The organism is Deinococcus aquaticus, assembly GCF_028622095.1.
Taxonomy (GTDB): Bacteria; Deinococcota; Deinococci; order Deinococcales; family Deinococcaceae; genus Deinococcus; species Deinococcus aquaticus.
This window is the reverse complement of record NZ_CP115165.1, coordinates 1-26,856: the sequence shown is the minus strand read 5'-3', so window position 1 is coordinate 26,856 and position 26,856 is coordinate 1. Positions and strand designations below refer to the sequence as shown.

The following is a 26,856-nucleotide window of genomic DNA, read 5'->3' as shown; positions in this document are numbered from 1 at the left end:
CAGGCCCCGTCAGACGCGCATCCAGGCGGGCATCACCTGATAGAAGAACGTCGCCAGACGCGTGAACTGCCCGGTCAGCATCATGATCCCCACGACCACCAGCAGGGCGCCCCCCACCCGCTCGAAGATGCCCGAGAAACGGTTCAGGCGGCGCAGGTTCAGCCGGTGCCACAGCAGCGCGGCCAGCAGGAACGGCACCGCCAGCCCCAGCGTGTACGCCGCCAGCAGCACCACGCCGCTCCCCAGGCTGGCCGTACTGGCCGCCAGTCCCAGGATGCTGCCCAGCGCCGGACCCAGGCACGGCGACCACCCGAACGCGAACGCCGCGCCCAGCGCCACCGGGCCGTACCCGCCCGCGTCGGCCAGGGCGCGCGTGTCGCGCATCAGCAGCGGCAGGCGGATCAGGTCCAGCATCACCAGCCCGAAGAAGATGATCAGCACGGCCGACACCTGCGCCAGCACCGCCTTGTGCGCCGAGACCAGACTGCCCAGGCTGCTGGCCGTCGCGCCCAGCGCCATGAACACCAGCCCGAAGCCCAGAATGAACCCCAGCGCCCGCGAGATGGGCGCGCGCGCCCCGCCGATCACGCCCAGGTAACTGGGCACCAGCGGCAGCACGCAGGGGCTCAGGAAAGACACCAGCCCCGCCATGAACGCCAGGATCAGGGTCGGAGAGCTCGCCGATACACTCATGCGCGCAGTCTAGCGGGCCGCGCCGACCCATACGGGGGCGGGCGTCCCGGCGGGGGGAGCGTCAGGGCCGCCGGGTCATTCCAGCGTGCCGCTGAAGTCGCCCTCCCAGGCGTTCAGAATCCGTCCCTCCTGCACCAGCAGCACCGTCGGGTACGCGCTGACCTTCAGCTCCCGCGAGAAGCGGGTGGCCGCCTCGCCCTGCCACGCCTTCAGGCCGCCCGGTGCGGGCGAGGGTATGCCCTCGGCGTTCACGGCCCGGACCGGCAGGCCGCTGTCCAGCACCGCCTGCCACAGTGGCCCCAGGTCGCCGCAGTCATGGCTGTACACCACCACCACTTCACGCGCCGCCGACTGCCACGGGTGCGCGGGCAGCGCCTCGCCCAGGCGCACTCGGGCGTCCGCAGACGAGACCCCCAGCGCCAGCAGCAACGACATCAGCGGCGCGCGGCGCAGTCTCATACGGACTCCGATGGAATGGTTTGCAAAAACCGTTCCATCCGAGCGGATGCGAGTGGGAGCAAAGCCGATTCCGGCCCAGTGGTTGGCAAAACCGGTTCAGGCGAGGTGGCGGCAACTGGAAGCCGGTTCATGACTGTCATCATGCCCCGCCCGGCACGGCCCGCGCGTGACGGCCCCATGAGAAGGCCCGCTGCGAACCGTGCAGCGGGCCTTCATGTGAAACAGTGACGCCGGATTCAGGGCGTGGCGGGCTGCGCGGTCCCTGACGCGGGTGCCGTGTCCGGGGTAGCGGCCGGAGCAGTGTCCGGGGTGGTGGCGGGCGGAATACTGGCTGGCGCGCCGCCCTGCGACCCTGCGGCCTTCAGCGCGTCCGGGTCGGCTTTCTCGTCCTTCAGCGGGGCGGGGGAGGGGTCCGGCGCGTAGGCGGGCAGGGCCTCGATCTCGATGCGGCGCTGCACGATGTTCTCAGGCGGCGTGAACTCGGTCGCCAGTCGGTTGGTGACGCGGTCCAGGCTGACCATCGCTGTGCGCGGGTCGCTGCCGGTCGCCAGCCCCGTCTCGCGGTACTGGACCGGGGCGGGCGCGTCGGTCTGAAGGTCGGTGTTCGCCGCGTCCCGGTACTGCGGGTCCAGCATGGCGATCTTGACGCCCGGCAGGAACTGGGAGTCCGGGGCGTCCACGTACTGAATGCCCGGCGGTTCGCTGAACTGCCGCACGGGCTGCCCAGCGTGCGCGAGTTCCATCATGCGCCGCCAGATCGGGGCGTTCACGTACCCCGAGAAGTAGTAGGTGGGCATCTCGCCGCCCTGCTGACGGCCCACCCACACGGACCCGGTGTACAGCGGGGTGGTGCCCACGAACCAGAAGTCCTTGGGGCCGTTACTGGTGCCGGTCTTTCCAGCGACCGGCCACTCGCCGAACTTGGCGCGCTCGGCCAGACCACCCTGCGCGGCCGTCAGGTCGTTCACGACACCCCGGATCATGTCCAGGCCCAGCCACGCGATCTGCGGCGTCCAGACCCGGTCGGGCCGCACGGGTTCACTGCTGGCGTCGTACAGGATCTCGCCGCGCGCAGTCGTGACCTTGTTCAGGTAGCGGGGCACGCGGTACAGGCCGCCGTTCACGAAGGGCGCGTACGCGGCCGCCATCTTGATGGGCGTGGTTTCCACCGCGCCCAGCGCGGCGGCCAGTCCGGTTCCGTCGTTCGGAGCGACACCCAGTTCGCGGATCTTCCCGAAGAAGGTCTGCAGGCCGATCCGGTCGGCCAGTCGCACCGTCACGAGGTTCAGCGAGCGGTCCAGCGCCTCGCGGATGGTCATGTCGCGGTACGTGGTGGCTCCCTCGAAGTTCTGCGGGGCGTACACGCCGTCCTTGCAGCCGGTGCACGGGAAGGTGATGGGTCGGTCCTCCTCGCGGTGCGTCTGGTCCAGCCCGGTCGACAGGGCCGTGGTGTACAGCAGCGGCTTGATGGTCGAACCGATCTGCCGCTGCCCCTGCGCGGCGTTGTTCCAGTCGGCGGGCGGCGCGCTGCCCTGCAACTTCTGCCCGATCATGCCCAGCACCTCGCCGGTGTAAGGGTTGAGGATCGTGGCGGCCAGGGTCGCGCCGGGCGGCAGGCCGCTCGCCTCGCGGCTGGCGGTCTCCACGGCGTTCTGCACCTTGGGGTCCAGCGTGGTGTATACGCGTAGACCGCCGGAACCGTACACCTTCTCGCGGCCGAAGCGGCGCACCAGTTCGTTTTCCACCTGCCGCATGAAGTGCGGGGCGCGCACGGTCGTCACGGCCTTCAGTTCCTTCTGCGTGCGGTCCACCAGCTTGGCGCTGGTGATGGTCCCGGACGCGTTGTACGTGACCTGCCAGCCGCGCGGTTGCAGGTTTTCCTTCCAGGCGGCGTCCATCTGCGCCTGCGTGATCCAGCGGTCCTCGACCATGCGGGTCAGCAGGACGCGCATCAGCGGGCGCGCCGCCTTGTAATCGAAGTACCGCCCGGCGCTGGGAACCAGCACGGTCAGGTACGCGCTCTGGGCCAGCGTCAGGTTCTTCGGCGTGGTCCGGAAGTACGCCTGGGACGCCGCGTAGATGCCGTACAGTTCGACCGGCCCGCCGTCCCCCCAGTAGATGGCGTTCAGGTAATTCTGAAGAATCTCTTCCTTGGTAAAGGACCGCTCGACCTGCACGCTCAGCATCCATTCCTTGAACTTGCGGTCCGGCGTGCGGGCCTGCTGGTACTCGTCGAGCAGCAGGGTGTTCTTGATCAGCTGGTTGGTCAGGGTGCTGCCGCCCTGCACGCTGTCGCCGCGCGCGGCACGCTGGAACTGCCTCCCCAGGCCGTAGGGGTCCAGGCCGTAATGCTCGAAGAAACGGCGGTCCTCGTTACTGATGAGCGCCGCCATCATGAACGGACTGATCTCGTTCAGGGTCACGATGGTGCGGCTGATCGCCTGCTCACCCACACGCGGAATCAGGCTGCCCAGCGGCGTGTTGTCCCGCGCGAACACCTTCGTTTCGGCTCCCAGCGAGCGGGTCAGGTTGTCCAGCTCGCGGTAGTCCGGCAGTTCACGGGTCCATTTCAGGCCGTAGGTGGCCGCCACGCCCACACCGGCGACCAGGGCCGCCAGCACGAACGACGTCAGGAATTTAAGGAAACGTCCGAGAAAGATCATGAGGTCACCGGGAGAGCGTCAGGGCGCGGCCCTGAGCGGCGTGAGGATCGGCGTCGGCCATGAGGCAGGGCCCGGCAACGACCGGACCCCGCAGGAGAGAACGGACTCAACGGCGGCGGGCCTCGATCAACTGATTCACGCGGCCGCGCAGGTTCTTACCCGACAGGGGCTTGTACACGATGTCGTCCGCGCCGACCAGTTTGGCGTGGTCACGCGTCTGATCGTCGTCGAAGCCCGTCAGGAGCAGCACTGGCGTGTCCCGGAGCCGCTTGATGCGCTTGACGCGCGAGCAGATCTCGAAACCGTCCATGTGCGGCATTTTCACGTCCAGCAGCATCGCGTCCGGGGTGTGTTCACGCAGGTAATCCAGCGCCGTCTTGCCATCAGAAACAGCCACGATATCGTGCCCGTCCGCCGACAGAATGACCTCCAGCATGGTCCGGATGGCCGGTTCGTCGTCTGCGACGAGAATGGTATACGCCATGCGGACCATGATAGTGCAGCGCGCATGAAAAAATCCCACATCAAGCCCCGCTGCCGGCGCCGCTGCCCGGTCCTTGCTCCGGCCCCGCTGATCAGCCCATCTGCGTGCGGCGCAGGTCGGCCAGGTGCACGTCGTTGCGGCCCTTCTGTTTCACGGTGTACATGGCCGCGTCGGCGCGTTCCAGCACCCGCTCCGGGTCCTCGCCCGCGTGCGCGGTCGCCACGCCGAAGCAGGCGGTCACGCCACTCACGTTCCCGTGCCGCTGGTGCCGCAGTTCCAGGCGCATGGCGTCCAGCAGGGACCGCACGTGCCGGTCACGCTGCTCGGGCAGGATCAGCAGGAACTCCTCGCCGCCCCAGCGGGCCGCCACGCCGCCCTGCGGCAGGTGCCCCAGCGCCACCTGCGCCACGCCGCGCAACACCAGGTCGCCCGTGGCGTGCCCGTGCATGTCGTTCACGCGCTTGAAGTGATCCAGGTCGAACAGCACCAGCGTGTACGTCTCGCCCTGACGGGTCAGGGTGCTCAGGCGCTCCTCGGCCGCGCGGCGGTTGGCCAGTCCGGTCAGGGTGTCCGTGTAGGCGGCGGTGTGCGACGCCAGCAGCCGCATGCGCTGCACGCCCAGCGTCGCCTGCATGACCGTCATGACCCCGCCCATCAGCAGGAACTGCACGGAGGCGCCCGTCAGGTGCGTGCGCGTCAGCGGCGAGACCGTGAACAGCAGGTGGTACGCGCAGATCAGCGCCGAGAGGATCAGCATCGCGGCCGCTACCCGGATCGCCTGACGGGGTGGGAACACTAGGAACGCGGCCGCGTACAGCACCGCGAACCAGTAGGTGTTCTCCATCAGCGTCCAGGACGTACGTGGCATCACGTTGAACTGGTGATTCAGGGCCAGCAGCACGTACGCGGCCGTTCCGGCGAAGGCGCCCATCACGGCCGTCTGAAGCGTGAGCTGCCCGGCACTCAGCAGCAATTGTAGGGTCAACATGACCAGCGACAGCAGCGGCAGTGCCCACACGTCCAGCGGATCGAAGCGGGGAGCCTGCGCGGTCAGGGCGGCGGCGCAGGCCAGGCAGGCCAGCCAGACCAGGGCCATGAACATGCGGCGCTGACCGGCGTGCCAGGAGACCGGTTCGGGCACGGCGTTGGGAGCGGAGCGGCGGAAGAACTTGAACAAGGGAACCCCAGGCGTCACCGGGCGGCAGTCTGCCCGGACAGTCAGCTTGTGCGCGGGTCCAGGCGCACACCAGCCCGGACGGAGGAGTTGAAACGTGGACCACGGAAATCAGACACGGAAATCAGGCACGGGGATTGGAGAGAGAAGCGGGCACCGCGTGACCGTCATCTGGCCGGACAGACCCGGTCAATAGACTTGATGTGAAACGGTCCCGGTCAGCTTACCCGAACTCAGGCGGTCCCGGACGGCGGCCGGACCACGTGATGCACCCGGCAGCGCGCCTCGTAACTTTCCTGCGCACCCACCAGCACGACCGGATCGTCGAACCGGGCGGGCTCCCCGCCGATCAGGCGTTGCGAGCGGGTGGCGGGCGCGCCGCACACCGTGCAGATGGCCGTGAGTTTCTCGACGGTCTCGGCGCGGGCCAGCAGTTCGGGGATGAAACCGAACGGCTCGGCCCGGAAATCCAGGTCCAGGCCCGCCAGGATCACGCGCACGCCCGCATCCGCCAGTTCCAGGACCAGCGGCACCAGCGCCGGGTCCATGAACTGCACCTCGTCGATCCCGACCACGTCCGGCAGGTCCGCGCTGCCCGACGGCAGCAGCGTGCCCTCGCCACTCAGGTGCGCGCGGATCTCGGCCGCGCCGCGCACCGCCACCGCGCGGACGCTGCGGCCCGCGTGACTGGCCACGGCGGACTCGTGGTACCGGTCATCCAGGGCGGGTTTGAACACCTGCACGTTCTGCCGCGCGATCACCGAGCGGGTCAGGCGGCGGATCAGTTCCTCGCTCTTGCCACTGAACATCGGCCCGACGATGACTTCCAGGTGACCGCCGTGATAGGGGGACTTCAACACGCCCGCGAGCATAGAGCATTGCCGTGAATCCTGCCGGACAGCGGCTCCCGGAACGGCGTGGCCGGGCAGCAGAACGCCCCCGGCCATGGGGGGCGGGGGCGCAGACTGAGCGGAGGGGTTACTTCCGCTTGGTGCGGTAGCTGTCGCCGAAGCGCTTGTTGAACTTGTCGACGCGGCCTTCGGTGTCGAGGAAGCGCTCCTCGCCGGTCCAGAAGGGGTGCACGCCGCTCCAGACATCCACGTGGATCTCGGGTTTGGTGCTCAGGGTTTCCATGATGACTTTACCCTGGTAGATGATCTTGCAAGGAACGGCTTTCGGGTGGATTTCTTTCTGCATGGGTGCCTCCTCCGCCACGTCTGTTACCACCGGAAGGTGGGTGTGCGTAGCGGGCAACCCTGAAAGTATACACCACCCTGCCCATCCCTGAACAGGGGTACCGGGCCGGAGTGCAGGCCAGGGTCAGGGCAGCAGCCCGCCCAGGTGATCCACGCACGGCCAGCCTCGCTCCCAGCCGGGCCAGGAGTGCCCCAGCCGCAGCGCGGGCCGCAGGTCCGGCGGGACGCGCAGGCCCCGCGCGCCGATCAGGGCGCCCACCACGCACGCGACCGTGTCGCTGTCGTCGCCCAGCAGCACCGCCGGTTCCACGCACGCCAGCCAGTCCGCGCCGCGCGCGTGCGCCACGGCCGCCTCCAGGGTGTCCAGTACGAACCCGCTCTGCGAGGTCACGTGCCCCGCAAGTCCCGCGCGCACCCGCGAGCGCACCTCGCCGCGCGCCGCCCGGTCCCGCTCGCGGAACGCCGCGTGCGCCGCCTGCGAGTCCACGCCCAGCACCCCGGCCTCCACCAGCGCCAGACGCGCATCGAAACGCTCCATGACGCGCAGGGCCGCGTCCACCGCCGCCTCGTAGCCACTGCCTGCCAGGGCTTCCAGGAAAGCCGTCAGGAACACCGAGGCGTGCACGCAGCGCGGATCGGCGTGCGTGAGGGCCGTCACCACCGCCGACTCGCGCGCCAGCGCCTCGCCCCGGAACCCGGCCAGGAACGGGGCCGCGATCCTCATCAGGCCGCCATTCCCGGCCCCGTCCAGCCCGCTCTCCTGCCACGCCAGCGCGCCCCCGTCCAGCCGCTCCGGCTGACGCAGGGTGATCTGTAGCGCCCGGCGCGTCAGGCCGCCCACGTCCGGCGGCGCGGCCGCCAGCCAGTCCCGCAGCGCCGACAGCACCGCCAGGTGCGGCACTCCGTCTGGCGCGCCCGCCCCGGCCGCGCGGTACCCCAGCAGGGTCGCGGCCACCATCTGACTGTCATCGGTCGCCTCGCCCGGCGCGAACCCGAACACGCTTCCCGGCTGGTAGCTGCGGATCCGCTCGCCGTACTGCGCGCGAATGGACGCCAGAGACTTGAACTCCGTTGCCGCGCCCAGTGCGTCGGCGGCACACAACGACAGCAGCGTTTCGAGCGCGTCATTCATGTGGGCAGGCATGCGGGCAGGATCAGTCATGCCCCGATGGTCGCACGTCCCGGCCCCCCACGCCTGCCGGACCTGCGCCCCACACCTGCTGACCCGCACCCACTGACCGGCCCCCGGAACGCCGCCCGCCCGGTGGGGGCACGCGGAGCCGCGGGACGCTGCGCTAAACTCTGGTGCATATGGTACGTGGCGACCTGAGCGTGTTCCCGTTTCTGTCCGTGATGCAGATGTTCCTGGCGAGCGGGCGCTCGGGACGCCTGAGCGTCGAGCACATCCGCGGCGGTCAACTGTGGATCGAACGGGGCGAGATCACCCACGCCGAGGTCGGCCGCCTGCGCGGCGACGCCGCCCTGCAGTGCCTGTCCAGCCTGGACGGCGGCAACTTCACCTTCGAAGCCGAACAGCGCTCCGAACAGCGCACCCTGAGCCTGAAGCGCGACTCGGCCCTGCGCCGCATGCTGGAAGACAGCGAGGCCTGGACGCCGCTGCTGCGGGCCTTTCCCGACTGGAACCAGCGGCTGCGCTTCACGGCCCGCTGGAACGAGGCGCAGCCCGTCACGCGCGGTCAGTACCGCATGCTGCACCTGATCTCCGACAGCGCCAGCATCCGCGCCCTGCTGGAACGCGCCCCGGAACCCCCGCGCGCCGCCCTGGAAACCCTGCGGCCCTTCCTGATGGCCGAACTGATCGAACTGATCTGATCCTGCCTCCAGCAGCGAACCGGTGCGTGCCGACAGGGACGCTGATTCTGCCGCCCCGTACCCCTGCACGGCAGTCGTGCCCACCCGACCGGCCAGGGCGGCTTTTGCCGAAAATGTCACGATCTGAACAAAAGTGACCTCCAGTCAGGCATGATGGGCGCAGCGGAGGACGAATGAGCGCGATCACGCGAACGAACAGCAGAGGCGACACCCCGGACCGAGAAGGCACCGGCCGTGACGCCCGCACCGAATACGGCCGCGCGGAGCAGAGCCCGGCACTGCCCACCCACCCCAGCTGGCGCTTTCAGGACCACTTTGAACTGTGGGCCGACTGGCTCGAACGCAACTCGGCCGGACACTGGCAGCCGCACCAGAGCGTCATGCAGCGCACCTTCCGAACCCGCGAGGAAACCCTGCTGCACGCCGAACGGTTCATCACGCGCGGCGACTTCCCCATGGGGCGCGGCAACGCCACCCCCGTCACGCTGCTGCGTAACCGCCGCGAGTCCCTCCTGGCCGCCTTCCGCGAGGCCGAAGGTGACGGCGTCACCCTGATCCGCGAGGTGATCTTCCCCGTCGGCGAGTACGCCCTGAGCATGAAAGTCACCCGCGAACGCGTGGCCGAACCGGTCCGCACCACCTTCAGCAGCGCCGCCAACCCCCTGCGCAGCCTCGCCGGGCAACCCGTGAAACTCACGGTCCTGATCGAACACCCCTACGACGTGCTGGAACGCGCCGGCGGCCACCTGAACCTGGGCGACCGGGCCGCGCAGGTCGGCGCGCACACGCAGGAATTCGCAGCCGGCACGGCCGTCACGGGCGTCCCGTACCGCCACGCGACCGTCAGCGTCCCGCGCGGCCTGCTGAAAAAACCCCTGCTGTACCGCTACGAAGTCGTGGAACCCGACCTCGAAGACACCTCGTTACTCACGGGCCCCTGAGCGTCAGGCGCGAAGTTCACCCAGCGCCCCCAGCGGCACGGACCCCCGGTACAGCACGTGAGGCACGTCCATCCAAAGGATCAGCGGCGCGCCGGCCGGAAGGGCGTGCAGGCGCGCCAGCGTCCCGGCCGGGGGCGCGCTGACGGCCCGCAGGGTCCGGGCGTCCAGGGGCCGTTCGTCTGCCGGGTCGTGTTCCGGCTTCACCCCTCCCGGCCAGGGCTGTGGCAGGTGCACGCACGCCTGCGCCGGGTCCAGACCGGCCGCGCTCAGCGTCCAGAACCGGACAGGCGGCACCTCGCGTCCAGTGGCCCGCACGGCGTTCAGCAGTGGCCCCGGATGCACCGGGGAGAAGAACAGCACGTCGTTCCACAGACAGTCCAGCCGCCCCACGCGCTCCTGCATCAGGGCCTCGCGGCCCACGTACTTGGCGGCCTCACGGGCATACACGTCCGGGTAAAGCTCCCGCAGGACATTCAGGGACAGCAGGTGATCGCCGCGCACGTCCCGCACCGCCCGGTGGTACAGCGTGAAGGAGCGCAGGGCCTCAGGGTCACTCGATTCCGGCATCGGCCCATCATGCGGCCCACCTGGCCGGGAGGACCATGCGCCCTCTGGCAGATGCGCCGGCCCCCCCGCCCGCTCTATACTGCGTGAGCAGTGACCGGGAAGAGTACCCGGGGAACGCGCCCACAGGAAGCCCGCCCCGTGACTGAGAGGGCGGCGCGGGAGGCACCCGGCGAACGTCGCCCGCGAGCAGGTCGGCAGAAATCCCCCGCGCAGGGGAGAGTAGATCCGTCCGGGTGCGCCCGACACAGCGCGACGAGCGCCCCGCCCACAGCGGGGAACAGCGGTGGTACCGCGGGACGGTCACGTGACGTCTCGTCCGCAGGAGGCCTGTTCAGCAGAGGCCCGGCGGACGGGACGTTTTTCTGATTCCTGCCGCCTCATTCCCACCGGAGGTGCTTTCGCGTATGGTCACGTTCTACCCAACCCAGCCGGCTGCCCGCGCCGATGCCGCCGCGCGTGGCCTGCGCGAGAAGGTCGTGTGCTTCGTGGTGCGCGGCGAGGCCAGCCCGGAACTGCTGGTGTTCGATCACGTGCCGGACGACAGTGGCGTGCAACTCCCGGCAGGCGGCGTGGAACCCGGCGAGACGCCCGGACAGGCCGCCGTGCGTGAACTGCGCGAGGAATCCGGCCTGAACCTTACCGGCCCGGAGTACCTGACCTCATACCTGTGGGAGGCGCAACTGCCGCAGCGGTTCACGCGGCAGGTCTGCCACGCATTCCTGCTGCGCGCCCCCCACGACCTGCCCCACACCTGGGAGCGCGATGCGGACGGCGAGCGCTTCGCATTCCGCTGGGTCTCCCTGCACGCGCCCTCGCTGGACTGGGAGATGGACGCCGCCCTGCCGTGGGCGTGCGCGGCCCTGCGTCCCGCCCCCTCCTGCGCTACCCCGGACGGCGCTGAATCTGTCATCCTTTCGAATTGACTGCCGACTGGCCCCTGGCCGGCCGCTCCCGACCCTGACCGCCCCCGTACCAAGGAGACCCGCGCATGACTGACCACACCCCCGACCACACGCCCGACCTGATCACCACCCCGGATCAGACGCCCGAGAACGACGCTGGTACGCTGGCGAAGGCCTTCGATCCGCAGGCCATCGAGCCCGCCTGGGCCGCCAAGTGGCGCAGCGAACCGTTCCGCGCGGACGCGACGAGCGGCAAGCCGCCCTTCACCATCGTGATCCCGCCGCCCAACGTGACCGGAAATCTGCACCTGGGGCACGCGCTGGATAACACCCTGATCGACACGCTGATCCGTTACAAGCGCATGGCGGGGTTCGAGGCGCTGTACCTGCCGGGCATGGATCACGCGGGCATCAGCACGCAGGTGGTCGTGGAGCGGCAACTGCGCGATCAGGGCGTGAGCCGCCACGACCTGGGCCGCGAGAAATTCCTGGATCAGGTGTGGGAGTGGAAGGCCGAGTCCGGCGGGATGATCCTGAACCAGCTCTCGCGTCTGGGCGTCAGCGCCGACTGGACCCGCGAGCGGTTCACCATGGATGAGGGCCTGAGTCGCGCCGTGCGCCATCAGTTCGTGAAGCTGTACCACGACGGCCTCGCGTACCGGGGCGAGCGCATCGTGAACTGGGACGTGGCCGCGCAGACGACCCTCTCGGAACTGGAAATCGACCGCGAGGTCCGCAAGGGCAAGATGACGACCCTGTCGTACAAACTGCGCGACCCGCAGGCAGCGGCCAGCAACGGCGAGGCCGGCGAGATCCGCATCGCGACCGTGCGGCCCGAGACGATCTTCGCGGATCAGGCGATTGCCGTTCACCCCACCGACCCCCGTTTCGCTCATCTGGTGGGGCAGGAGGCCCGCATTCCCCTCACGGACCGCTGGGTGCCGATCATTGCCGATGAGGCGGTCGAGATGGAGTTCGGGGTGGGCGCGCTGAAGATCACGCCCGCGCACGACCCCACCGACTTCGAGGTCGGGGAACGCCACGGTCTGGCGCGGCCCAGCGTGATCGACCTGCACGGCAACCTGACGTCCGACGACCTCGTTCCGGAAGCCTTCCGGGGCCTGGAACGCTTCGCGGCGCGCAAGGCGGTCGTCAAGGCCCTCACCGAGTCCGGCGACCTGATCGAGCAGAAAGACCACGACACCGCCATCGGCCTGAGCGAACGCACCAAGGTGCCGGTCGAACCGATCATCAGCGAGCAGTGGTACGTGAAGACCCGGCCCTTCGCCGAGCAGGTCCTGACTGGCCTGGAAAACGGTGACATGACGCTGGTGCCTGACCGCTACGGCAAGGTCAACCGCGACTGGCTGGAGAACATCCGCGACTGGAACATCAGCCGCCAGCTGTGGTGGGGCCACCAGATTCCCGCGTGGTACGACGAGGACGGCACCATCTACGTGCCGGACCCTGCGAACCCTGACCTGGACTGCGACCAGGACCCCCGCTACGCGCACCTGACCCTGCGCCGCGACCCGGACGTGTTCGACACGTGGTTCTCCAGTAACCTCTGGCCGTTCAGCACCCTGGGCTGGCCCGACACGGACAGCGAGGACTTCCGCAAGTTCTACCCCACCCAGGTCCTCGTGACCGGCTACGACATCCTGTTCTTCTGGGTGGCCCGCATGCAGATGGCCGCCTACGGCCTGACCGGGCAGGCCCCCTTCAGCACGGTCATGCTGCACGGCCTGTACCTGGACGCGGCGGGTCAGAAGATGTCCAAGAGCAAGGGCAACGGCATCGACCCCCTGAACCTGTTCGACCAGTACGGCGTGGACGCCAGCCGCTTCGCCTTCGCGTACCTCTCGACCGGCGGGCAGGACATCCGCCACGACCCGCGCCGCTTCGAGCAGGGCCGCAACTTTGCCAATAAACTCTGGAACGCCGCCCGCTTCGCCCTGCTGCGCCTCGGCGAAGCCCTCCCCAACCTGGAAACCAGTGGCGCGGAAGGCGACACCGACCTGATCCGCTACGTGCAGAGCGCCCTGGACGACACGGCGGGCGAGCCCGTCCGCAGCCGCGACGCCCTGACCATGCTGCGCGCCCGCGCGGACCTGAGCCTCGCGGACCGCTGGATCCTGTCCCGCCTGAACGCCGTGACCGCCGAGGTGAGTGCGCAACTCGACGCCTTCGACATCGGCGCGGCCACCCGCACGCTGTACTCGTTCACCTGGGACGAATTCTGCGACTGGTACATCGAGGCCGCCAAACCCGCCCTCGCAGAAGGCAAACTGACCACGCTGGTCACCCTGAAAGCCACGCTGGAACACATCCTGAAGATGCTGCACCCCATCATGCCGTTCATCACCAGCGAACTGTACGCCGCGCTCGGCCACCGCCGCCAGCTGGCCGTGCACACCTGGCCGGAACCCGACGCCGCCCTGCACGACGCCGAGGCCACCCGCGCCTTCGACGCCCTGCGCGCCGCCGTCGCCGCCGCCCGCAATCTCAAGAACGAACTCGGCATGGCGCCCCAGGAACGCCTGAACATGGCCGTCGAGGGCGACCTCGCCTCCACCGTGCTGGAGAACGCCCGTGTGGTCGAGAGCATCGCCCGCGTCACCCTGACCACCCTGGAAGGCCGCACCCTGAGCGCCGTCGAGCAGGGCGTCACCCTCCGCGCCCCCCTGGAGGGCACCGTGGACATCGCCGACTGGCTGGGCAAGCAGAAAAAACGCCTGACCGAACTGGACAAGCAGATCGGGCAGGCGCAGAACAAACTAGGGAACGCCGGTTTCGTCGCCCGTGCCCCCGCCGAGGTCATCGAGGAAGAGAAACGCCGCGTGACCGACTTCGGCGCGCAGAAAGAGCGTCTGGAAGCCGTGCTGGCGCAGTTCGAGTAACCCCAGGAGACAAGGCCAGACCCTGAAGTGGGGTCTGGCCTTCCTGCTTGCCGGGAGTCGGCGTGCGCTGTCCTCGCTTCAGGTGCGGCTCCACCCGGCGGCCTGCGCCAGCGCGTGCACGGCGGCGTCCACGTCCTGTTCGGTGGTGGCGGCCCCGAAGGAGAAGCGCAGGGTGGAGCGGGCGTCGGCGTCGTTCAGGCCCACGGCGGTCAGGACGTGGCTGGGCTGCATGGTCCCGGCGCTGCACGCGCTCCCGGCGCTGGCGGCCACGCCCAGCATGTCGAGGTTCATCAGCAGGGCCTCGCCGTCCGCGCCGGGCAGCGTGACGCTGGCGACCTTGGGGCTGCCGTGCGGGGGGTGGTTTACGCGCAGGTCCGCGATGCCCTGCGCGCCCGCCTCGAACCGGGCGCGCAGGGCGCTCAGGTGGGCGTGTGTGGCTTCTCGCGCCTGTCCGGCGTGCGTGAGGGCCACGCCGGCCGCGTACACCCCGGCGGTGTCCTGCGTGCCGGGGCGGGTGCCGCCCTCCTGCCCGCCGCCGAGCGTGACGGCGTTCAGGTGCGTGCCGCGCTGCACGTACAGGAAGCCCACGCCGCGCGGCCCGCCCCACTTGTGCGCGCTGAACGTGGCGAACGTGACGCCCCAGGCGCTCAGATCCACCGGCAGGATGCCGGGGGCCTGCACGGCGTCCGTGTGGTACGGCACGCCCCGCGCGGCGGCCAGCGCGGCCAGGGCAGGCGTGTCCTGCACGCTCCCAAGCTCGTTGTTGGCGTGGTGAATGGACACCAGCGCCGTGTCGCCCCGCAGTGCCTCCGCCAGTTCAGCCGGGTCGTACTGCCCGTACCGGTCGGGGGTCAGGAACGTGACCTGCCAGCCCTGCGCGGCCAGAGCGCGTGCCGGGGCCAGCACCGCCGAGTGCTCGGTGGGCGTGGTGATCAGGTGACCGGGCCGGCCGTGCGCGTCCTGCCACGCACGGGTCACGCTCAGCAGCACGTGGTTGTCGCCCTCGGTACCGCCGCTGTTGGCGATCAGGGTGCGCGGATCAGTGCGGAGCGCGGCGGCCACGCGGGCACGCCCTTCTTCCAGGCGTTCGCGGGCGGCCTGCCCGGCGGCGTGCACGCTGGCCGGGTTGCCGGGCAGCGCGGCGGCCTGCGCGTACGCGGCGAGCGCTTCGGGCGTCATGGGGTGCGTGGCGGCGTAGTCGAGGTAGATCATCTCTGGTCAGCGTGTCACGTGGTTCAGGGCGTGACCGTGGCGTAATCCACGCCGTCGCGGCGGATGACGAACACGGCGTTGCCGCGCACCACGGCCGCCTCGGAACTGTTCGCGCGGCGGTTGGCGAGGTTAGCGGCGGCCGTGGGCGGCATGATCTGCCGCTCGCCGTCATCGTCCCGCACGACCACCGTGTAATTCCCGGCGGGCAGATCGCCGGGGAACACGTACTCGAAGTTCACCGAACGGCTCTGAGGTTCGGTCGGCGCGATCTCCGGTGTGGCGGGCGTGGTCGGCTGGGCCGTTTCCGGTGCCGGCGGGGTCGTCGTGCCCGTGCCGGTGCTGCCCGTGTCGGGCGTGGCAGGCACCGCGTCCGGCGTGACGGGTTCCGTGGTGGGCTCCGTGCCCTGCGGCGCTTCGGGCTGCACGGGCGTGGGGGGTACGTACGCGGGCGGCAGCGGCAGGTTCCCGGCCGGGCGGCTGGGGGCGCTGTAACGCGCCGATGCCACCGTCAGTTTCACAGGGCTGCCCACATCCACCCGCACGTACGGGGCGGGCGTCTGCTCCAGCACGGTGTTCTCGGGCTGGTCGCTGGGCTGGCGCTCCACGGAGGTCACGACCAGTCCGGCGGCCCGCGCGTGCGCCCGCGCCTGATCGAAGGTCAGGCCCGTCAGGTTCGGCAGCCACGTTTCCTTGGCACTGATCCCGGTGCTGATCAGCAACTGCACCGACTGGCCGCGCTGGGCGCTGGAACCGGCTTCCGGCAGCTGCGCGATCACGCGGCCTTCCGGGGTGTTCGACAGCGTCCCGTCGATCTTGATCACCTTCCCGACCAGCATGGCGCGGTCTTTCAGGGCGTCGCGCGCCTGCCCGACATTCATTTCCTCCAACGCCGGAACCTCGATGGCCGGCGGGTTGTTCACGGTCAGGATCACCAGCCGGCCACGCGGTAGGGTGGTGCCGCCCGCCGGGTCCTGCCGGATGATGCTGCCGATGGCGCGCCCACCCGCCTGCCCCTGCGTGTACTCCACCCGGAACCCCGCGCCCGTGAGGCTCCTGGCGGCCACCTTGGCTTCCTGGCCAGTGACGGACACCACCTCGCGCACCGGGGGGTTCAGGTAGATCTGCACGGCCTGCGCGCCCAGGTACGCCGCGCCGCCCAGCAGCAGCAGCCCCGGAACGAAACTCAGCCACGCGCCGGGCTCGCGGCGGCGGCGTACCCGCCCGGCCTTCAGCGGGGCGAGGGTCTGGGCGTTGCGCGCGGCGATGTCCTCGGGCGTGCGCGGCAGCGTCAGGGGCCGCAGGTACGCCACGCTCACCTGATGGTTCTCGGTGACCAGATCGGCGTCGTCCAGCGCGTACCCCTGCGCGGCCAGCGTGTCGGCCGTCGCGTTCAGGGCGTCCACGGTCTCCTGCGGGCGCACCTTCTGTTCCAGCAGCGCCGCGAGCGGCTGCCCGGCGACGGGCTTCCAGACCGCGTAGTACGCGCCGGGGCGGGCGACCACGTCCGTCAGACCGGCAGGTTCCAGGGCCCGCAGCGCCGTGCGGTACGCGTGGAACACCTGCCGGTCGGCGGGGGTCGCCACGGCAAACCACGCGACGTGCCGGGTGACACCCTCGGCGGCGCGCACCTCGGAGAGGGTCACCATGCCCTGGGTCGAGAGTTCCCGGAGAACCTCGTACTTGCCATCAATGACCTTGACCCTGCCCACCTGACCCGTCATGCGCTGCCCAGCATAGCGCGCCCGCGCGCCCACGCGTGCCCGGCCCGGCTGGCGTACGTCACAGGCCCGCCAGCCGGGCCGCCCAGTACGCTGCAAAGCCGCCCAGAATGCCGAGCGCGAGGTTGCGGCTGCGCCACATCAGCAGGCCGCCCGCCAACGCCCCCACGATCCGCCGCGCCCACTCAGGGCTGCCCAGCACGTCCGGCACGACCAGCGCCGCGAACACGCTGACCGGCACGAACCGCAGGAAGGCCAGCCAGAACGGCGGCAGGTTCAGGCGGCCCAGGCTCAGGCCCAGCAGCCGCGCCGGGTACGTGACCGCCCACATCAGCCCTATCACCAGCCAGCCGCTCACGCCCGGCCCCTCATACGGACTTCGATTGAATGGCTTGCAAAGCCGCTCAATCCGAGCGGAGCGAGTGGGAGCAAAACGGGTTCTGGGCGTGGAGTTGGCAACCCGGTGCTGTTCCGGGTTGTCAACGAAACAGACGGAACCCGTATCACGCGCGGCTCCCGGCGCGGCGGGTGGTGATCCAGGCGCCCAGCGCCGCGCCGCCCACCCCGGCCAGCAGGATCACCAGTCCGCCCGGCAGCGCCCGCCCCAGCAGCCACGCCCCCACGCCCGACACCAGCGCCACCAGCAGGGTCACGCGGTCCACCAACAGCGGCACCAGTAGCCCCAGGAACGCCAGCGGGAAGATCACGCCCACCCCCAGCGCCTGCGGGTCTGGCAGCACCGCGCCTGCCAGTGCCCCCAGCAGCGTCGAGGCGTTCCACACGGCATACAGACTGAGTTCCGCGCCCAGCAGGAACGCGACACTCAGGCCGCCCGGATCACGCGGCCCCGCCACGACCGTCACGCCGTATGCCTCGTCCGTCAGGAACTGCGCCGCCACGAGACGCTGACCCCACGGCAGCGGGAGTGTGCGCGACAGGCTCAGGCCGTACAGCACGTGCCGGGCGTTCAGCAGGAACGTGGTCGCCACCAGTCCCAGAGCGCCCGCCACGGTCGGCAGGCCGCCCCCCACGAACTGCCCGGCCGCCGCGAACTGACTGGCCCCCGCGAACACCGTGGCGCTCATCAGCTGCGTCTCCCAGACGCTCAGGCCCCCGGCCCGCGCGGTCACGGCGTACGCCACCGCGAACGGCACCATGCCCGGCCACAGCGGCAGCAGCGCCCGGAAACCCCGCCAGAACGGCGGCCAGAATGCAGGCCAGAACGGGGCAGAGGCAGTCATCGCCGCGCAGTCTGCCACGGCGCGACCCCGCACGCACCCCCTTGACCCTCACGCAGCGGCAGGCCGTACGCTGCCCACAGCAGAAGGGAGGTGATCTATCTGAACGGCCCCACGCACCCCACACCCACCGACCAGACCGGCCCGCGCTGGACGGTGGGCGAGGTTAGCGCCCTGACCGGCGTCAGCGTGCGCACCCTGCACCACTACGATCAGATCGGGCTGCTGCGCCCCGCCGGGCGTAGCGACGGAAATTACCGCCTGTACACGCCGGGCGACCTGACGCGGCTGCGGCGGGTGCTGACGTGGCGGGCGCTGGGCCTGCCCCTGTCACGGGTGGCGGACGTACTGGACGCCCCGCCGGAACAGGAACGCGGGGCCCTGCACGCACAGGCCACGCGGCTGCGGGCGGATCTGCGCCGCACCCAGCACACGCTGCGGCAGGTACAGGCCCGCCTGGACGCCCTGAACGGCAGGGTAGAGGAGAGCAGCATGAACAACGAGGACATCAAAGCCGCCTTCGACGGGTTCGACCCCGCGCCGTACGAGACCGAGGTGCAGGAACGCTGGGGCGACACCGACGCCTACCGCCAGAGCGCCGCCCGCACCGCCCGTTACACGCAGGCCGACTGGCAACGCATCCGCGCCGAGATGGACGCCATCACCGCCGACTACGTGGCCCTGATGGACGCGGGCGTGCCCCCCACCGACGCGCGGGCGAGCGCCGTCGCGGCGCGGCACCGGGCGCACATCAGCGGCGCGTACTACGACGCCTCGCCCACCATGATGCGCGGACTGGCGCAGATGTGGGTGGCCGACGACCGCTTCAGGCGCAGCATCGACCGCGCCCGCCCCGGACTGGCCGACTACCAGGGCCGCGCCGTGACCGCCTGGGCCGACGCGCAGGACCGCCCGGTCTGACCACAGGGCCTGACTATGGGGCGCCTGACCATGGGGCCACTCAGATCACGCGGCGGTCCGGCAGGGTCACGCCCCGGCTCAGGCGGCGTTCCAGCAGCCGCACCAGCCGCGTCAGGGCGAAGGTCAGCAGGAAGTACACCAGCGCCAGCACGGCGTACACCTCGAACTGCCGGTACGTGGCGTTCGTGATGTACCGCCCCTGACTGAACAGTTCCTGCAAGGTCACGGCGCTCGCCAGACTGCTGCCCAGAATCAGGCTGATGAACTCGTTCCCCAGCGCGGGCAGCGCCACCCGCCACGCCTGCGGCAGCACCACGAAGCGCAGCGCCTGCACGCGCGTCAGGCCCAGACTGCGCGCCGCCTGCGCCTGCCCTTCCGGCACGCTGCCCAGCCCCCCGCGCACGATCTCACTGGTGTACGCCGCCGAGTAGAGCCCCAGCGCCAGCACTGCCGCCGGGAAGCCCTCCAGCGTCACGCCCAGCGCCGGAAGGCCGTAGTACACCACCGACAGCAGCACGATCAGCGGAATGCCGCGCACCACCTCCACGTACGCGTTCCCCAGCGCCCCCAGCAGCGGTACGCGCAGCACCCGCACCGCGCCCAGCAGAGTGCCTGCCACCACCGACACCAGCAGCGCGCACACGCTGACTGCCAGCGTCAGGCCCAGTCCGGACAGCAGCAGGCGCGGGTACTCGCCGGACAGCACCGTCCGGAACCCCGTCAGCAACTCGTTCAACGCCCACCCCGCCCCGCGCGGGACAGGCGATCAGTCCCGCTACAGAACACCATCCAGAACACCTTCACGCCCCCGAGGATAGCCCCGGCGCGTCCGTTCACGCGCAGACGGACGCCCCCATCATCCGCGCCTGCCCGGACCCCGGCGTTCACGAATCGTGAATGCGCAGACGGTCACCTGACACCAGACGGGTAAGCTGACTCCCAGCGGGTCAACGTGACCTGCTCTTCAACCGGGCCCCTGCCGCGCACCACAGCGGCGGACGAGGCCCCACCCGCCCCGGCGGGTGCCACAGGAAGAGTGAAACACCATGTCCATCACCTGGACGAACACCAGCTCCGCCACACAACTCAGCGTCCGCCTGGACCGCCCGCCCCCCGGAGCCCCGAAGGCCGACTGACACGCACCGCCCCCACGGAGCGGCGTGTTCCCCCTGCACTCCCGGCCGCCACCCGCGCGGCCCGGTCTGCTGCCTTCAGCTCACCCCGCCCACGCGGGGAAGGAACGGTGTTACCCCATGCGCGCCTGGACTGCGCTTCTCTCCGCCATTGCCCTGGAAGTCACGGGCACCCTCAGCCTCAAGGTCTTCACCAGCGCCGCCGGCACGCCCGGCCTGGAACTGATTCTCACGTACGCCCTGCTGGCCGCGTCGTACGTGCTGCTGTCCCGCGCGTTCCGGCAGATTCCGGTCGCCGTGGCCTTCGCCGTCTGGGAGGCCGCCGGACTGATCCTGATCACCGGTCTGGGCGCCCTGATCCTCGGCGAGCACCTGCGCCCTGCCCAGCTGGGCGCCATGCTCGCCCTGGGTGTCGGCGCGGCCCTGCTGCACCGCGGCACGCGCCCTGATCCCCGCCCCGCTACCGGCCCCAGGACCGGCTCCAGCACCGGTTCCAACGTCAGCAGCGCCCCGCAGGTCAGCGCGTGAACCCGGCCGCCACCCTCCTGATCCTGGGCGCGGTCACGCTCGACATCCTCGCGAACATTCTGCTCAAGAAATCCGACGGATTCCGGCACAAACTGCCAGGACTGGCCGCCATCGCCCTGATCCTGCTGGCCTTCACGCTGCTGGGCGTGGCCGTGCGCTACATGCCCGTCGCGGTCGCCTACGCCGCGTGGGGCGGCCTGGGCATCGTCACGACTGCCCTGCTCAGCCGCCGCATCGACGGCGTGCGCCTGACCCCCACCGGCTGGGCCGGCGTCGCCCTGATTCTCGGCAGCGTCGCCGTGCTCAGCAGCAGCCACTGACCCGGAGTCCGTTCTGCTCCCACTCGCATCCGCTCGGATTGAATGGCTTGCAGAGTCGTTCAATCGGAGTCCGTCTTACTTCTGCGCGGTTACTTCTGTACGATCCACGTGTTCAGCAGCTTCTGGTACTCTCCGCTGGCTTTCAGGCGGACCAGGGTTCTGTTGGCGGCGGCCGCCAGGTCACTGCCCTTCTTGAACACCATGCCGTAATCCTCGGCCGCCAGGTCCTTGCCAGCCTGCTCGAACTGCCCCGGCAGGCGCTTTTTCAGGTCGGCGACGGTGGGGGCGTCCCCGACCAGCGCCGCGATGCGCCCGGCACGCACGTCGGCCAGTCCGGCCGCGAAATCGTCGTACACCTTCAGGGTCGCGCCCTTGGGTTTCAGCAGGTCGGTCGCCACGAACTGCCCGGTCGTGTTCGCCTGCACGCCGATCACCTTCCCCTTCACGCCTGCGGGCCACGCGAACTTGCCGGGGTTCCCGCCCCGCACGATGAACACCTGCGCGCTGCGGTAGTAGGGCTGGCTGAACGACACGACCTTCGCGCGTTCGTCCGTGATCGTGATTCCGCTCATGGCCATGTCCACCCGCCCGGACGTGACGGCCTGCGGCATCAGCGCCCCGAACCCCACCGCGCGGATCTCCAGCCGCACGCCCAGGTCCTTCGCCACGGCCCGCGCGATGTCGATGTCGAAGCCCTGAATCTGCCCGTCGGCGCCCTTGAACTCGAACGGCGCGAACGTCGGGTCGGTGCCCAGCACCAGCACCCCTTTCTTCTTCACCTCGGCCACCGTCGACGCGTGCGCCGCGCCCACCAGAGCCGAACCGAGGACCGCCACAATCATCACGAAACGCTTCATGCGCCCAGCATAGAACCCCGCGCGGCGCGGCGTACCCTGCCTGCATGGAATGGCCCGCCCCCACCGACTTCGTGCACGGCGACCCCCTCCCCCCGCCCACCGCCTGGGCGCGGCCCGGCCTGGTGATGACCTTCAACCTCGAATGCCCTGGCTGCGTGTCGCGTGGCATTCCGTTCCTGAAGCGCCTGCACGCCGAATTCGGCGACTCGGTGCACCTGCTGGCCGTGCACACCAGCCACGGCCACCGCCTGCTGCCCGGAGGGGAGGTCGTGCCCACCCTGCAGAAATTCGCGCGGGACTACGCGAAACTGCCGTTCCCGGTCGCGCTGGACCTGAGCGGCGACCTGGCCCGCACCTGGCACACCGAGGGCACCCCGCACTGGCTGGCCTTCGCGCCGGGCGGCGAACTGATCCGCAGCGTGTACGGCAGCCAGGAGAACGCCCAGACCAGACTCCAGTACCTGCTGGAAGAATGGACCGGGCGCGCCGACCCTGCCGGGTCGTGACGGGGATTATCCCTGACGGGGCCGCAGGGGCAGGGTCCGCAGGCGCTCGCCGGTCAGGGTGAACACCGCGTTCGCCACGGCCGCCGCCGCCGGACCCATCACGGGTTCCCCCATGCCCTGCGGTTCGTCGCCACTCTCGACGAGCAGCACCTCGACCGGCGGCGCGTCCCGCATGGGCAGGAGGCGGTAGCGGTCGAAGTTCGACTCGACCACCCGCCCGTCCTGAATGGTCAGTTCCTCGTGCAGGGCGGAACTCAGGGCCATCATCACCGACCCCTGCACCTGCAGGCGCGCGCCGTCCGGATTGATGACCAGTCTGGGGTCGGCCGCGACCGTCACGCGGTGCACCTGCACCCGCCCGCCCTGCACCGAGACCTCGGCCACCAGCGCCGAGGCGGTCCCCAGGTCCAGGCAGCAGGCGACCCCGCGCGCCCGGCCCGCCGGAAGGGGCGTGCCCCACCCGGCCGCCTGTGCGGCGCGTTCCAGCACCGTGCGCAGCCGCCGCCCGTCCTCGCCGGACCCCAGGTGCCGCAGCCGGAAGGCCAGCGGGTCCACGCGGGCCGCGTGCGCCAGTTCGTCCATGAAACTCTCCAGCGCAAACGTGTTCGGCAGGACGCCCAGCCCCCGCCAGTACCCGGTCGGGACGGGCAGCGCCTCGCGGCGGTTCACGACCCGGTACGCCGGGAAGTCGTACGGCATGAACTGCCCCAGCAGGCCGCCCGGATCGAAACCAAGCGCGTCCCGCACGAACTCCGGCAGGCCGGTCTGTCCCCAGATGATGTCGCCGCCCGCCGTGAACTGCTCCACGCCCCGCAGCCGCCCGTCCGCGCCCACGCTGCCGCGCAGCACATGATGGGTGGGCGGCCGGTAGAAGGCGTGCTGGAGGTCCTCCTCGCGCGTCCAGCCGACATGCACGGGCTTCCCGACCGCCGCCGAGAGCCGCGCGGCCTCCAGCGCCGCGTGCTGCCCCGCCTTGCGTCCGAAGCCCCCGCCCAGCTGCGTCGGATGCACCAGCACCTCGCGCTCCTTGCCGAACACGTCACGCAGGTCGTCGATGATCATCTGCGGGTACTGCGTGGAGGCCCACACCTCGATCCGCCCGCCCACCTTCACGTCCGCCAGCGCCGCCAGCGGTTCCAGGTGCGCGTGCGCGGCCAGCGGCGTGCGGTACTCGCCCTGTACCACCGTCCCCCCCGAGAGGGCTGCGCGGACGTTCCCGCGCCGCCGCAGCACCGACCCCGACCCTGCCTGAATCTGCGCGTCCAGATCGGCGGTGCTGGCGGTCGTGCCGCCCTCCCAGCGCAGCTCCAGCGACGACAGCGCCGCGCGGGCCTGCGTGCGCGTCTGCGCCGCCACCCCCGCGAACCCGGCCTTCAGGTCGATCACGACCCGCACCACGCCCGGCTGCCGCCCCGCCGCGCCCGCCGACGCCGACACCAGCCGCGCCCCGAACCTAGGCGGGCGGGCCACCGCGCCGAACAGCATGCCCGGCAGACGCGCGTCGTACCCGTACGTGGCGGTGCCCAGCACCTTGTCCCGGAAGTCCGTGCGCGGCATGGCCCGCCCGATCCGCTTGAAGTCCCGCCGCGCCTTCAGCGTGGGCGCGGCCTCCGGGATCACCCACTCGCCCTGCTTGCCCGCCACGACCTGCGCGTACCCAAGGCGCTCGCGCGAGCCCGCCACGAAGAACGACCCGCCCGCTGCCGTCAGCCGCGCCGCCGGAACGCCCAGCTGCCGCGCCGCCTCCTCGCGCAGCAGCTCCCGCAGCGTCGCCGCCGCCTCGCGCAACGGCCGGTACAGCGCCTTCACGCTCGTCGAACCGAACGTGAACATCGTCCCACCCGCGTACCCGCGCGCCGTGTCCGCCTGCCGCACCGTCAACTGCTCGGGCGTGACCTCCAGCTCCTCGGCCGCGATCTGCGCCAGCGCCGTGTGAATGCCCTGACCCATCTCGACCTTCGGCACGAAGAACGTCACCCCGGCGGGCGTCACCTCGAACCACAGGTCCGGATTGCGGGGCGCATCCTGCGGGCCCGTCCCGTTCTCCTCGATGTACTCCACGATCGCCGGGCGGCCCGCGTTCAGTGCCAGCGGTACCCCCACCACCAGCAGGCCCGCGCCACTGCCCAGCCCGATCAGCACCCGCCGCCGTGTGACCGGCTTCATCCGTCCTCCCGTTTCAGTTCAGCGGCGCGGGCCACCGCCCGGCGGATCGCGTTGTACCCGCCGCAGCGGCACAGGTTCACGCCCGCCGCCTCCTCGATCTGCGCGTCCGTGGGACTGGGCGTGCGCTCCAGCAGCGCCGCCGCCGACATCAGATGCCCCGGCAGGCACCACCCGCACTGCAACGGATTTTCCAGGAACGCCCGCTGCACCGGATGCAACTGCTCCCCGCGCGCCAGTCCCTCCACGGTCGTCACCTCCCGCCCCGCCGCCGCCCGCGCCGGAGTCAGGCACGCCCGCGCCACCTGCCCGTCCAGCAGCACCGTGCAACTGCCGCACGCGCCGATCCCACACCCGTAATGCGTGCCGGTCAGGCCCAGCTCATCACGCAGCACCCACACCAGCATCTCGTCCGGGTACGCCACCTCGCGCCGCCGCCCATTCACGCTTAACTGCACGCCACCCGCCACACGAACCCGATCATGTCGCCATGATACGGACCCGCCAGCGCGGAACAGTCCGTCCGGGTGTAGAGAGGGAAAACCTGCCGTCAGGGCGTCTGTTCTTCCACGTTCAGGGTGCTGCTGTCGGTGTCCTCGCTGGTCACGTCGGGGGCGGGTTCGGTGTACGTGCCGGCCTGTTCGGCGGCGGCTTCGGCGTCGCCACGGTCCACGTAGCGGAACGTTTCGTCGTTCAGGCTGGTGACGGTGACGGTGTAGTCGCTCAGGCGCTGGGGGTCCAGGGTCACGACGCTTGCCTTGACGGTGGCGGCCATGTCGGCACTCAGGGCGTAGTCGCCCAGCAGGGCCGAGGTGCAGGGCTGCCCGTTCAGGTTGGCGGGCAGGCGTTGCGGCTCGGCGGTCGCGCGGGCGCGTTCGAGGGCCGTGACGCACTGCGTGCGGAAGTACAGGGCGTTGTCGTGCTGAAGCTGCTGGGCGCGTTTCTGGTTGTGGGCTTCGAAGGTGCCGCTGCAAGAGGCCAGCAGGACCGGGAGGGTCAGGAGCAGCAGGGGAGACCGGAACATGACCTGAGTGTAAGAGGCCGCCCGGCGCGGCGTTGCGGCAGGTGCGGCCGGTACGCCAGGGTGCGTAGCGGAGGCAGCGGGTACGTGAAAAACCCCCGGGCCGCTGGGGCGCCGGGGGCGGTGTCAGGCACGGGTGCTCAGTCGATGCTGACGCGCCAGCGCCATTCACTGGCGCGTTTCATGACGTGGGCGATGCCGCCGGTGATGGCGAGCTTCTGGTTCCAGGGGAGTTTCATCCAGCCGACGGCCATCAGGCCGCCCAGGCTGACGAATTCACCCAGGGTGGTGGGTTCGTACGCTTCGAGTTCCTCGCCGCGCACCAGTCGCATCATGTTCTTGCCGGTCAGGCGGCCCTGCTGCCCGGCGTGCTGGGCGGTGGTGGGCACGGGTTTGCCTTCCTGGTTCAGGGCGAGGCCCATGTCACCGATGATGAACACGTTGTCGTAGCCTTTGGCGCGCAGTTTGTCGTCCACGGCGATGCGGCCGCCAGGGCCTTTTTCCAGTTTCTCGCCCCTGACGATGTCGCGGGCCTGGATGCCGCCGGTCCAGATGATCTTGCCGGCGCCGATGACTTTCTGCTCGCCCTCGGCGGTCTGCACGGTGACGGTGTCGGCGGTGGCCTGCATCAGGCGGTGCCCGACGAGGATATGAATGCCGTACTCTTCGAGGGTTTTCTGGGCTTTGGCGCGCAGGGCGTCGTCCAGGATCGGCAGGATCTTGGGGCCGGCCTCGACGAGGTAGATGTTGAAGGGGGGCAGGCCGCGTTCCTTGCTGAGCAGCTGGGCGCGCTGGGCGAGTTCCGTGACGAGTTCCACGCCGGTCAGGCCGGCGCCGCCGACGACGATGTCGCGGTTGCCCTGGTACTCGGTGGTGTAGGCGCGGTTGACGAAGTTGAAGATCTCGTCGGCGTCGCTGAGCTGCTTGAGTTCGGCGGCGTTCTCGGCCAGGCCGGGAATGCGGTAGAAGTTGGTGACGCTGCCCAGCCCGACGACCAGGGTGTCGTAGGTGAGGACGCGGCCGTCTTTCAGGGTGACTTCACGCTCGTCGAGGTTCACACCTTCGACCTGGGCCTGTTCGAGGTTCACGCCGGTGCCGCGCAGCAGGGGGGCCAGGGGCAGGGTGACGGGGGTGTTGTGTGCGGCGGCCTCGTGGAGGCGGGTTTCGAAGGTGTGGTAGGCGTTCTGCTCGACCATCAGGGCTTCGAGTCCGGGCGCGGGTTTCATTTTGGTGGCGACAGCAAGGCCGGAGTAACCAGCACCGAGGATGAGGGTCTTCATGTCAATCTCCTGTGAACGAATTCACGAGTTCTGTGGGCGGTCAGCCAACTCCCCCGCAAACACCGTCGGAATCACTCGCTTCCGAATCGGCAACAGTGTACATCCTACACCAAAGCAGACAGTCATCGCCCGTACCCTCTTCACCGC

27 protein-coding genes are annotated in these 26,856 nt (G+C 70.2%); 8 read left to right on the top strand and 19 right to left on the bottom strand.

The annotated features are described in order from the left end of the window. Positions 1–9: 9 nt before the first annotated feature. The 8 genes from M8445_RS00135 to M8445_RS00100 all read right to left on the bottom strand — a co-directional run bounded on the left by M8445_RS00135 (position 10) and on the right by M8445_RS00100 (position 7,831). On the bottom strand, positions 10–693 hold the full coding sequence (locus tag M8445_RS00135) for a cytochrome c biogenesis CcdA family protein (protein WP_273988825.1): 684 nt from the start codon (positions 691–693) through the stop codon (positions 10–12). 75 nt (positions 694–768) lie between these two features. Continuing rightward, positions 769–1,152: a penicillin-binding protein gene (locus M8445_RS00130; RefSeq protein ID WP_273988823.1), complete on the bottom strand. Its 384-nt coding sequence runs from the start codon at positions 1,150–1,152 to the stop codon at positions 769–771. Positions 1,153–1,388: 236 nt separating this feature from the next. Further along, positions 1,389–3,815 (bottom strand): transglycosylase domain-containing protein, encoded by a 2,427-nt coding sequence (locus M8445_RS00125; protein ID WP_273988822.1) that lies wholly within the window; start codon positions 3,813–3,815, stop codon positions 1,389–1,391. 106 nt (positions 3,816–3,921) lie between these two features. Beyond that, a complete protein-coding gene (locus M8445_RS00120) occupies positions 3,922–4,299 on the bottom strand; it encodes a response regulator (RefSeq protein ID WP_380091294.1) in 378 nt (125 codons plus the stop codon). 91 nt (positions 4,300–4,390) lie between these two features. Further along, on the bottom strand, positions 4,391–5,476 hold the full coding sequence (locus M8445_RS00115) for a GGDEF domain-containing protein (RefSeq protein WP_273988819.1): 1,086 nt from the start codon (positions 5,474–5,476) through the stop codon (positions 4,391–4,393). 230 nt (positions 5,477–5,706) lie between these two features. Next, positions 5,707–6,333 (bottom strand): thymidine kinase, encoded by a 627-nt coding sequence (locus tag M8445_RS00110; protein WP_273988818.1) that lies wholly within the window; start codon positions 6,331–6,333, stop codon positions 5,707–5,709. Positions 6,334–6,451: 118 nt separating this feature from the next. Continuing rightward, a complete protein-coding gene (gene rpmE, locus M8445_RS00105; protein WP_273988816.1) occupies positions 6,452–6,670 on the bottom strand; it encodes a 50S ribosomal protein L31 in 219 nt (72 codons plus the stop codon). Positions 6,671–6,793: 123 nt separating this feature from the next. Further along, entirely contained in the window at positions 6,794–7,831 is a 1,038-nt protein-coding gene (locus tag M8445_RS00100) for an ADP-ribosylglycohydrolase family protein (RefSeq protein WP_273988815.1), read from the bottom strand. 149 nt (positions 7,832–7,980) lie between these two features. Here M8445_RS00100 and M8445_RS00095 point away from each other — a divergent pair, with 149 nt between their 5' ends. Further along, a complete protein-coding gene (locus M8445_RS00095; protein WP_273988814.1) occupies positions 7,981–8,502 on the top strand; it encodes a DUF4388 domain-containing protein in 522 nt (173 codons plus the stop codon). A 173-nt stretch (positions 8,503–8,675) separates the two neighbouring features. After that, entirely contained in the window at positions 8,676–9,443 is a 768-nt protein-coding gene (locus M8445_RS00090; RefSeq protein WP_273988813.1) for a hypothetical protein, read from the top strand. Positions 9,444–9,446: 3 nt separating this feature from the next. Here the strand turns inward: M8445_RS00090 and M8445_RS00085 are convergent, their stop codons facing one another. After that, a complete protein-coding gene (locus M8445_RS00085; RefSeq protein ID WP_273988811.1) occupies positions 9,447–10,010 on the bottom strand; it encodes a hypothetical protein in 564 nt (187 codons plus the stop codon). Between the two features lie 404 nt (positions 10,011–10,414). Between M8445_RS00085 and M8445_RS00080 the strand changes: the two genes are divergently transcribed. Both M8445_RS00080 and M8445_RS00075 read left to right on the top strand, forming a co-directional pair. Further along, positions 10,415–10,933, top strand: a complete 519-nt coding sequence (locus tag M8445_RS00080; protein WP_273988810.1) for an NUDIX hydrolase — start codon at positions 10,415–10,417, stop codon at positions 10,931–10,933. A gap of 65 nt (positions 10,934–10,998) precedes the next feature. Continuing rightward, positions 10,999–13,812, top strand: coding sequence for a valine--tRNA ligase (locus tag M8445_RS00075; RefSeq protein ID WP_273988809.1), 2,814 nt, complete (start codon positions 10,999–11,001; stop codon positions 13,810–13,812). Between the two features lie 78 nt (positions 13,813–13,890). On the opposite strand, the gene M8445_RS00070 is transcribed toward M8445_RS00075, so the two are convergent. From M8445_RS00070 to M8445_RS00055, 4 genes are all read right to left on the bottom strand, one after another. Beyond that, on the bottom strand, positions 13,891–15,024 hold the full coding sequence (locus M8445_RS00070; protein WP_273988808.1) for a cysteine desulfurase family protein: 1,134 nt from the start codon (positions 15,022–15,024) through the stop codon (positions 13,891–13,893). Positions 15,025–15,047: 23 nt separating this feature from the next. Continuing rightward, positions 15,048–16,745: a PASTA domain-containing protein gene (locus M8445_RS00065; RefSeq protein ID WP_273988807.1), complete on the bottom strand. Its 1,698-nt coding sequence runs from the start codon at positions 16,743–16,745 to the stop codon at positions 15,048–15,050. Positions 16,746–16,803: 58 nt separating this feature from the next. Further along, positions 16,804–17,100, bottom strand: a complete 297-nt coding sequence (locus M8445_RS00060; RefSeq protein WP_273988806.1) for an AzlD domain-containing protein — start codon at positions 17,098–17,100, stop codon at positions 16,804–16,806. A gap of 145 nt (positions 17,101–17,245) precedes the next feature. Then, a complete protein-coding gene (locus tag M8445_RS00055) occupies positions 17,246–17,983 on the bottom strand; it encodes an AzlC family ABC transporter permease (RefSeq protein ID WP_273988805.1) in 738 nt (245 codons plus the stop codon). Positions 17,984–18,073: 90 nt separating this feature from the next. Here M8445_RS00055 and M8445_RS00050 point away from each other — a divergent pair, with 90 nt between their 5' ends. Next, positions 18,074–18,901, top strand: coding sequence for a MerR family transcriptional regulator (locus M8445_RS00050; RefSeq protein WP_273988804.1), 828 nt, complete (start codon positions 18,074–18,076; stop codon positions 18,899–18,901). Positions 18,902–18,941: 40 nt separating this feature from the next. On the opposite strand, the gene M8445_RS00045 is transcribed toward M8445_RS00050, so the two are convergent. Next, the gene (locus M8445_RS00045; RefSeq protein WP_273988803.1) at positions 18,942–19,637 is read right to left on the bottom strand and encodes an amino acid ABC transporter permease; all 696 of its coding nucleotides are present in this window, start codon (positions 19,635–19,637) and stop codon (positions 18,942–18,944) included. Positions 19,638–20,154: 517 nt separating this feature from the next. On the opposite strand from M8445_RS00045, the gene M8445_RS00040 reads away from it, so the two are divergent. Next, positions 20,155–20,562 (top strand): DMT family transporter, encoded by a 408-nt coding sequence (locus M8445_RS00040; RefSeq protein ID WP_273988802.1) that lies wholly within the window; start codon positions 20,155–20,157, stop codon positions 20,560–20,562. Beyond that, positions 20,559–20,882, top strand: coding sequence for an SMR family transporter (locus tag M8445_RS00035; RefSeq protein WP_273988801.1), 324 nt, complete (start codon positions 20,559–20,561; stop codon positions 20,880–20,882). The genes M8445_RS00040 and M8445_RS00035 overlap by 4 nt, the downstream gene beginning before the upstream one ends. Positions 20,883–20,971: 89 nt before the next feature. Here M8445_RS00035 and M8445_RS00030 read toward each other — a convergent pair whose 3' ends face one another. Next, positions 20,972–21,739: an ABC transporter substrate-binding protein gene (locus M8445_RS00030; protein WP_273988800.1), complete on the bottom strand. Its 768-nt coding sequence runs from the start codon at positions 21,737–21,739 to the stop codon at positions 20,972–20,974. A gap of 44 nt (positions 21,740–21,783) precedes the next feature. Between M8445_RS00030 and M8445_RS00025 the strand changes: the two genes are divergently transcribed. Further along, positions 21,784–22,245: a TlpA family protein disulfide reductase gene (locus tag M8445_RS00025; RefSeq protein ID WP_273988799.1), complete on the top strand. Its 462-nt coding sequence runs from the start codon at positions 21,784–21,786 to the stop codon at positions 22,243–22,245. A gap of 6 nt (positions 22,246–22,251) precedes the next feature. Here M8445_RS00025 and M8445_RS00020 read toward each other — a convergent pair whose 3' ends face one another. The 4 genes from M8445_RS00020 to M8445_RS00005 form a co-directional block, all read right to left on the bottom strand. After that, entirely contained in the window at positions 22,252–24,411 is a 2,160-nt protein-coding gene (locus M8445_RS00020; protein ID WP_273988798.1) for a xanthine dehydrogenase family protein molybdopterin-binding subunit, read from the bottom strand. Then, positions 24,408–24,866, bottom strand: coding sequence for a (2Fe-2S)-binding protein (locus tag M8445_RS00015; protein ID WP_273988797.1), 459 nt, complete (start codon positions 24,864–24,866; stop codon positions 24,408–24,410). The genes M8445_RS00020 and M8445_RS00015 overlap by 4 nt, the downstream gene beginning before the upstream one ends. A gap of 92 nt (positions 24,867–24,958) precedes the next feature. After that, on the bottom strand, positions 24,959–25,432 hold the full coding sequence (locus M8445_RS00010) for a hypothetical protein (RefSeq protein ID WP_273988796.1): 474 nt from the start codon (positions 25,430–25,432) through the stop codon (positions 24,959–24,961). A gap of 137 nt (positions 25,433–25,569) precedes the next feature. Beyond that, complete coding sequence (locus tag M8445_RS00005) at positions 25,570–26,709, bottom strand: NAD(P)/FAD-dependent oxidoreductase (RefSeq protein ID WP_273988795.1); 1,140 nt, start codon at positions 26,707–26,709, stop codon at positions 25,570–25,572. Positions 26,710–26,856 lie beyond the last annotated feature (147 nt).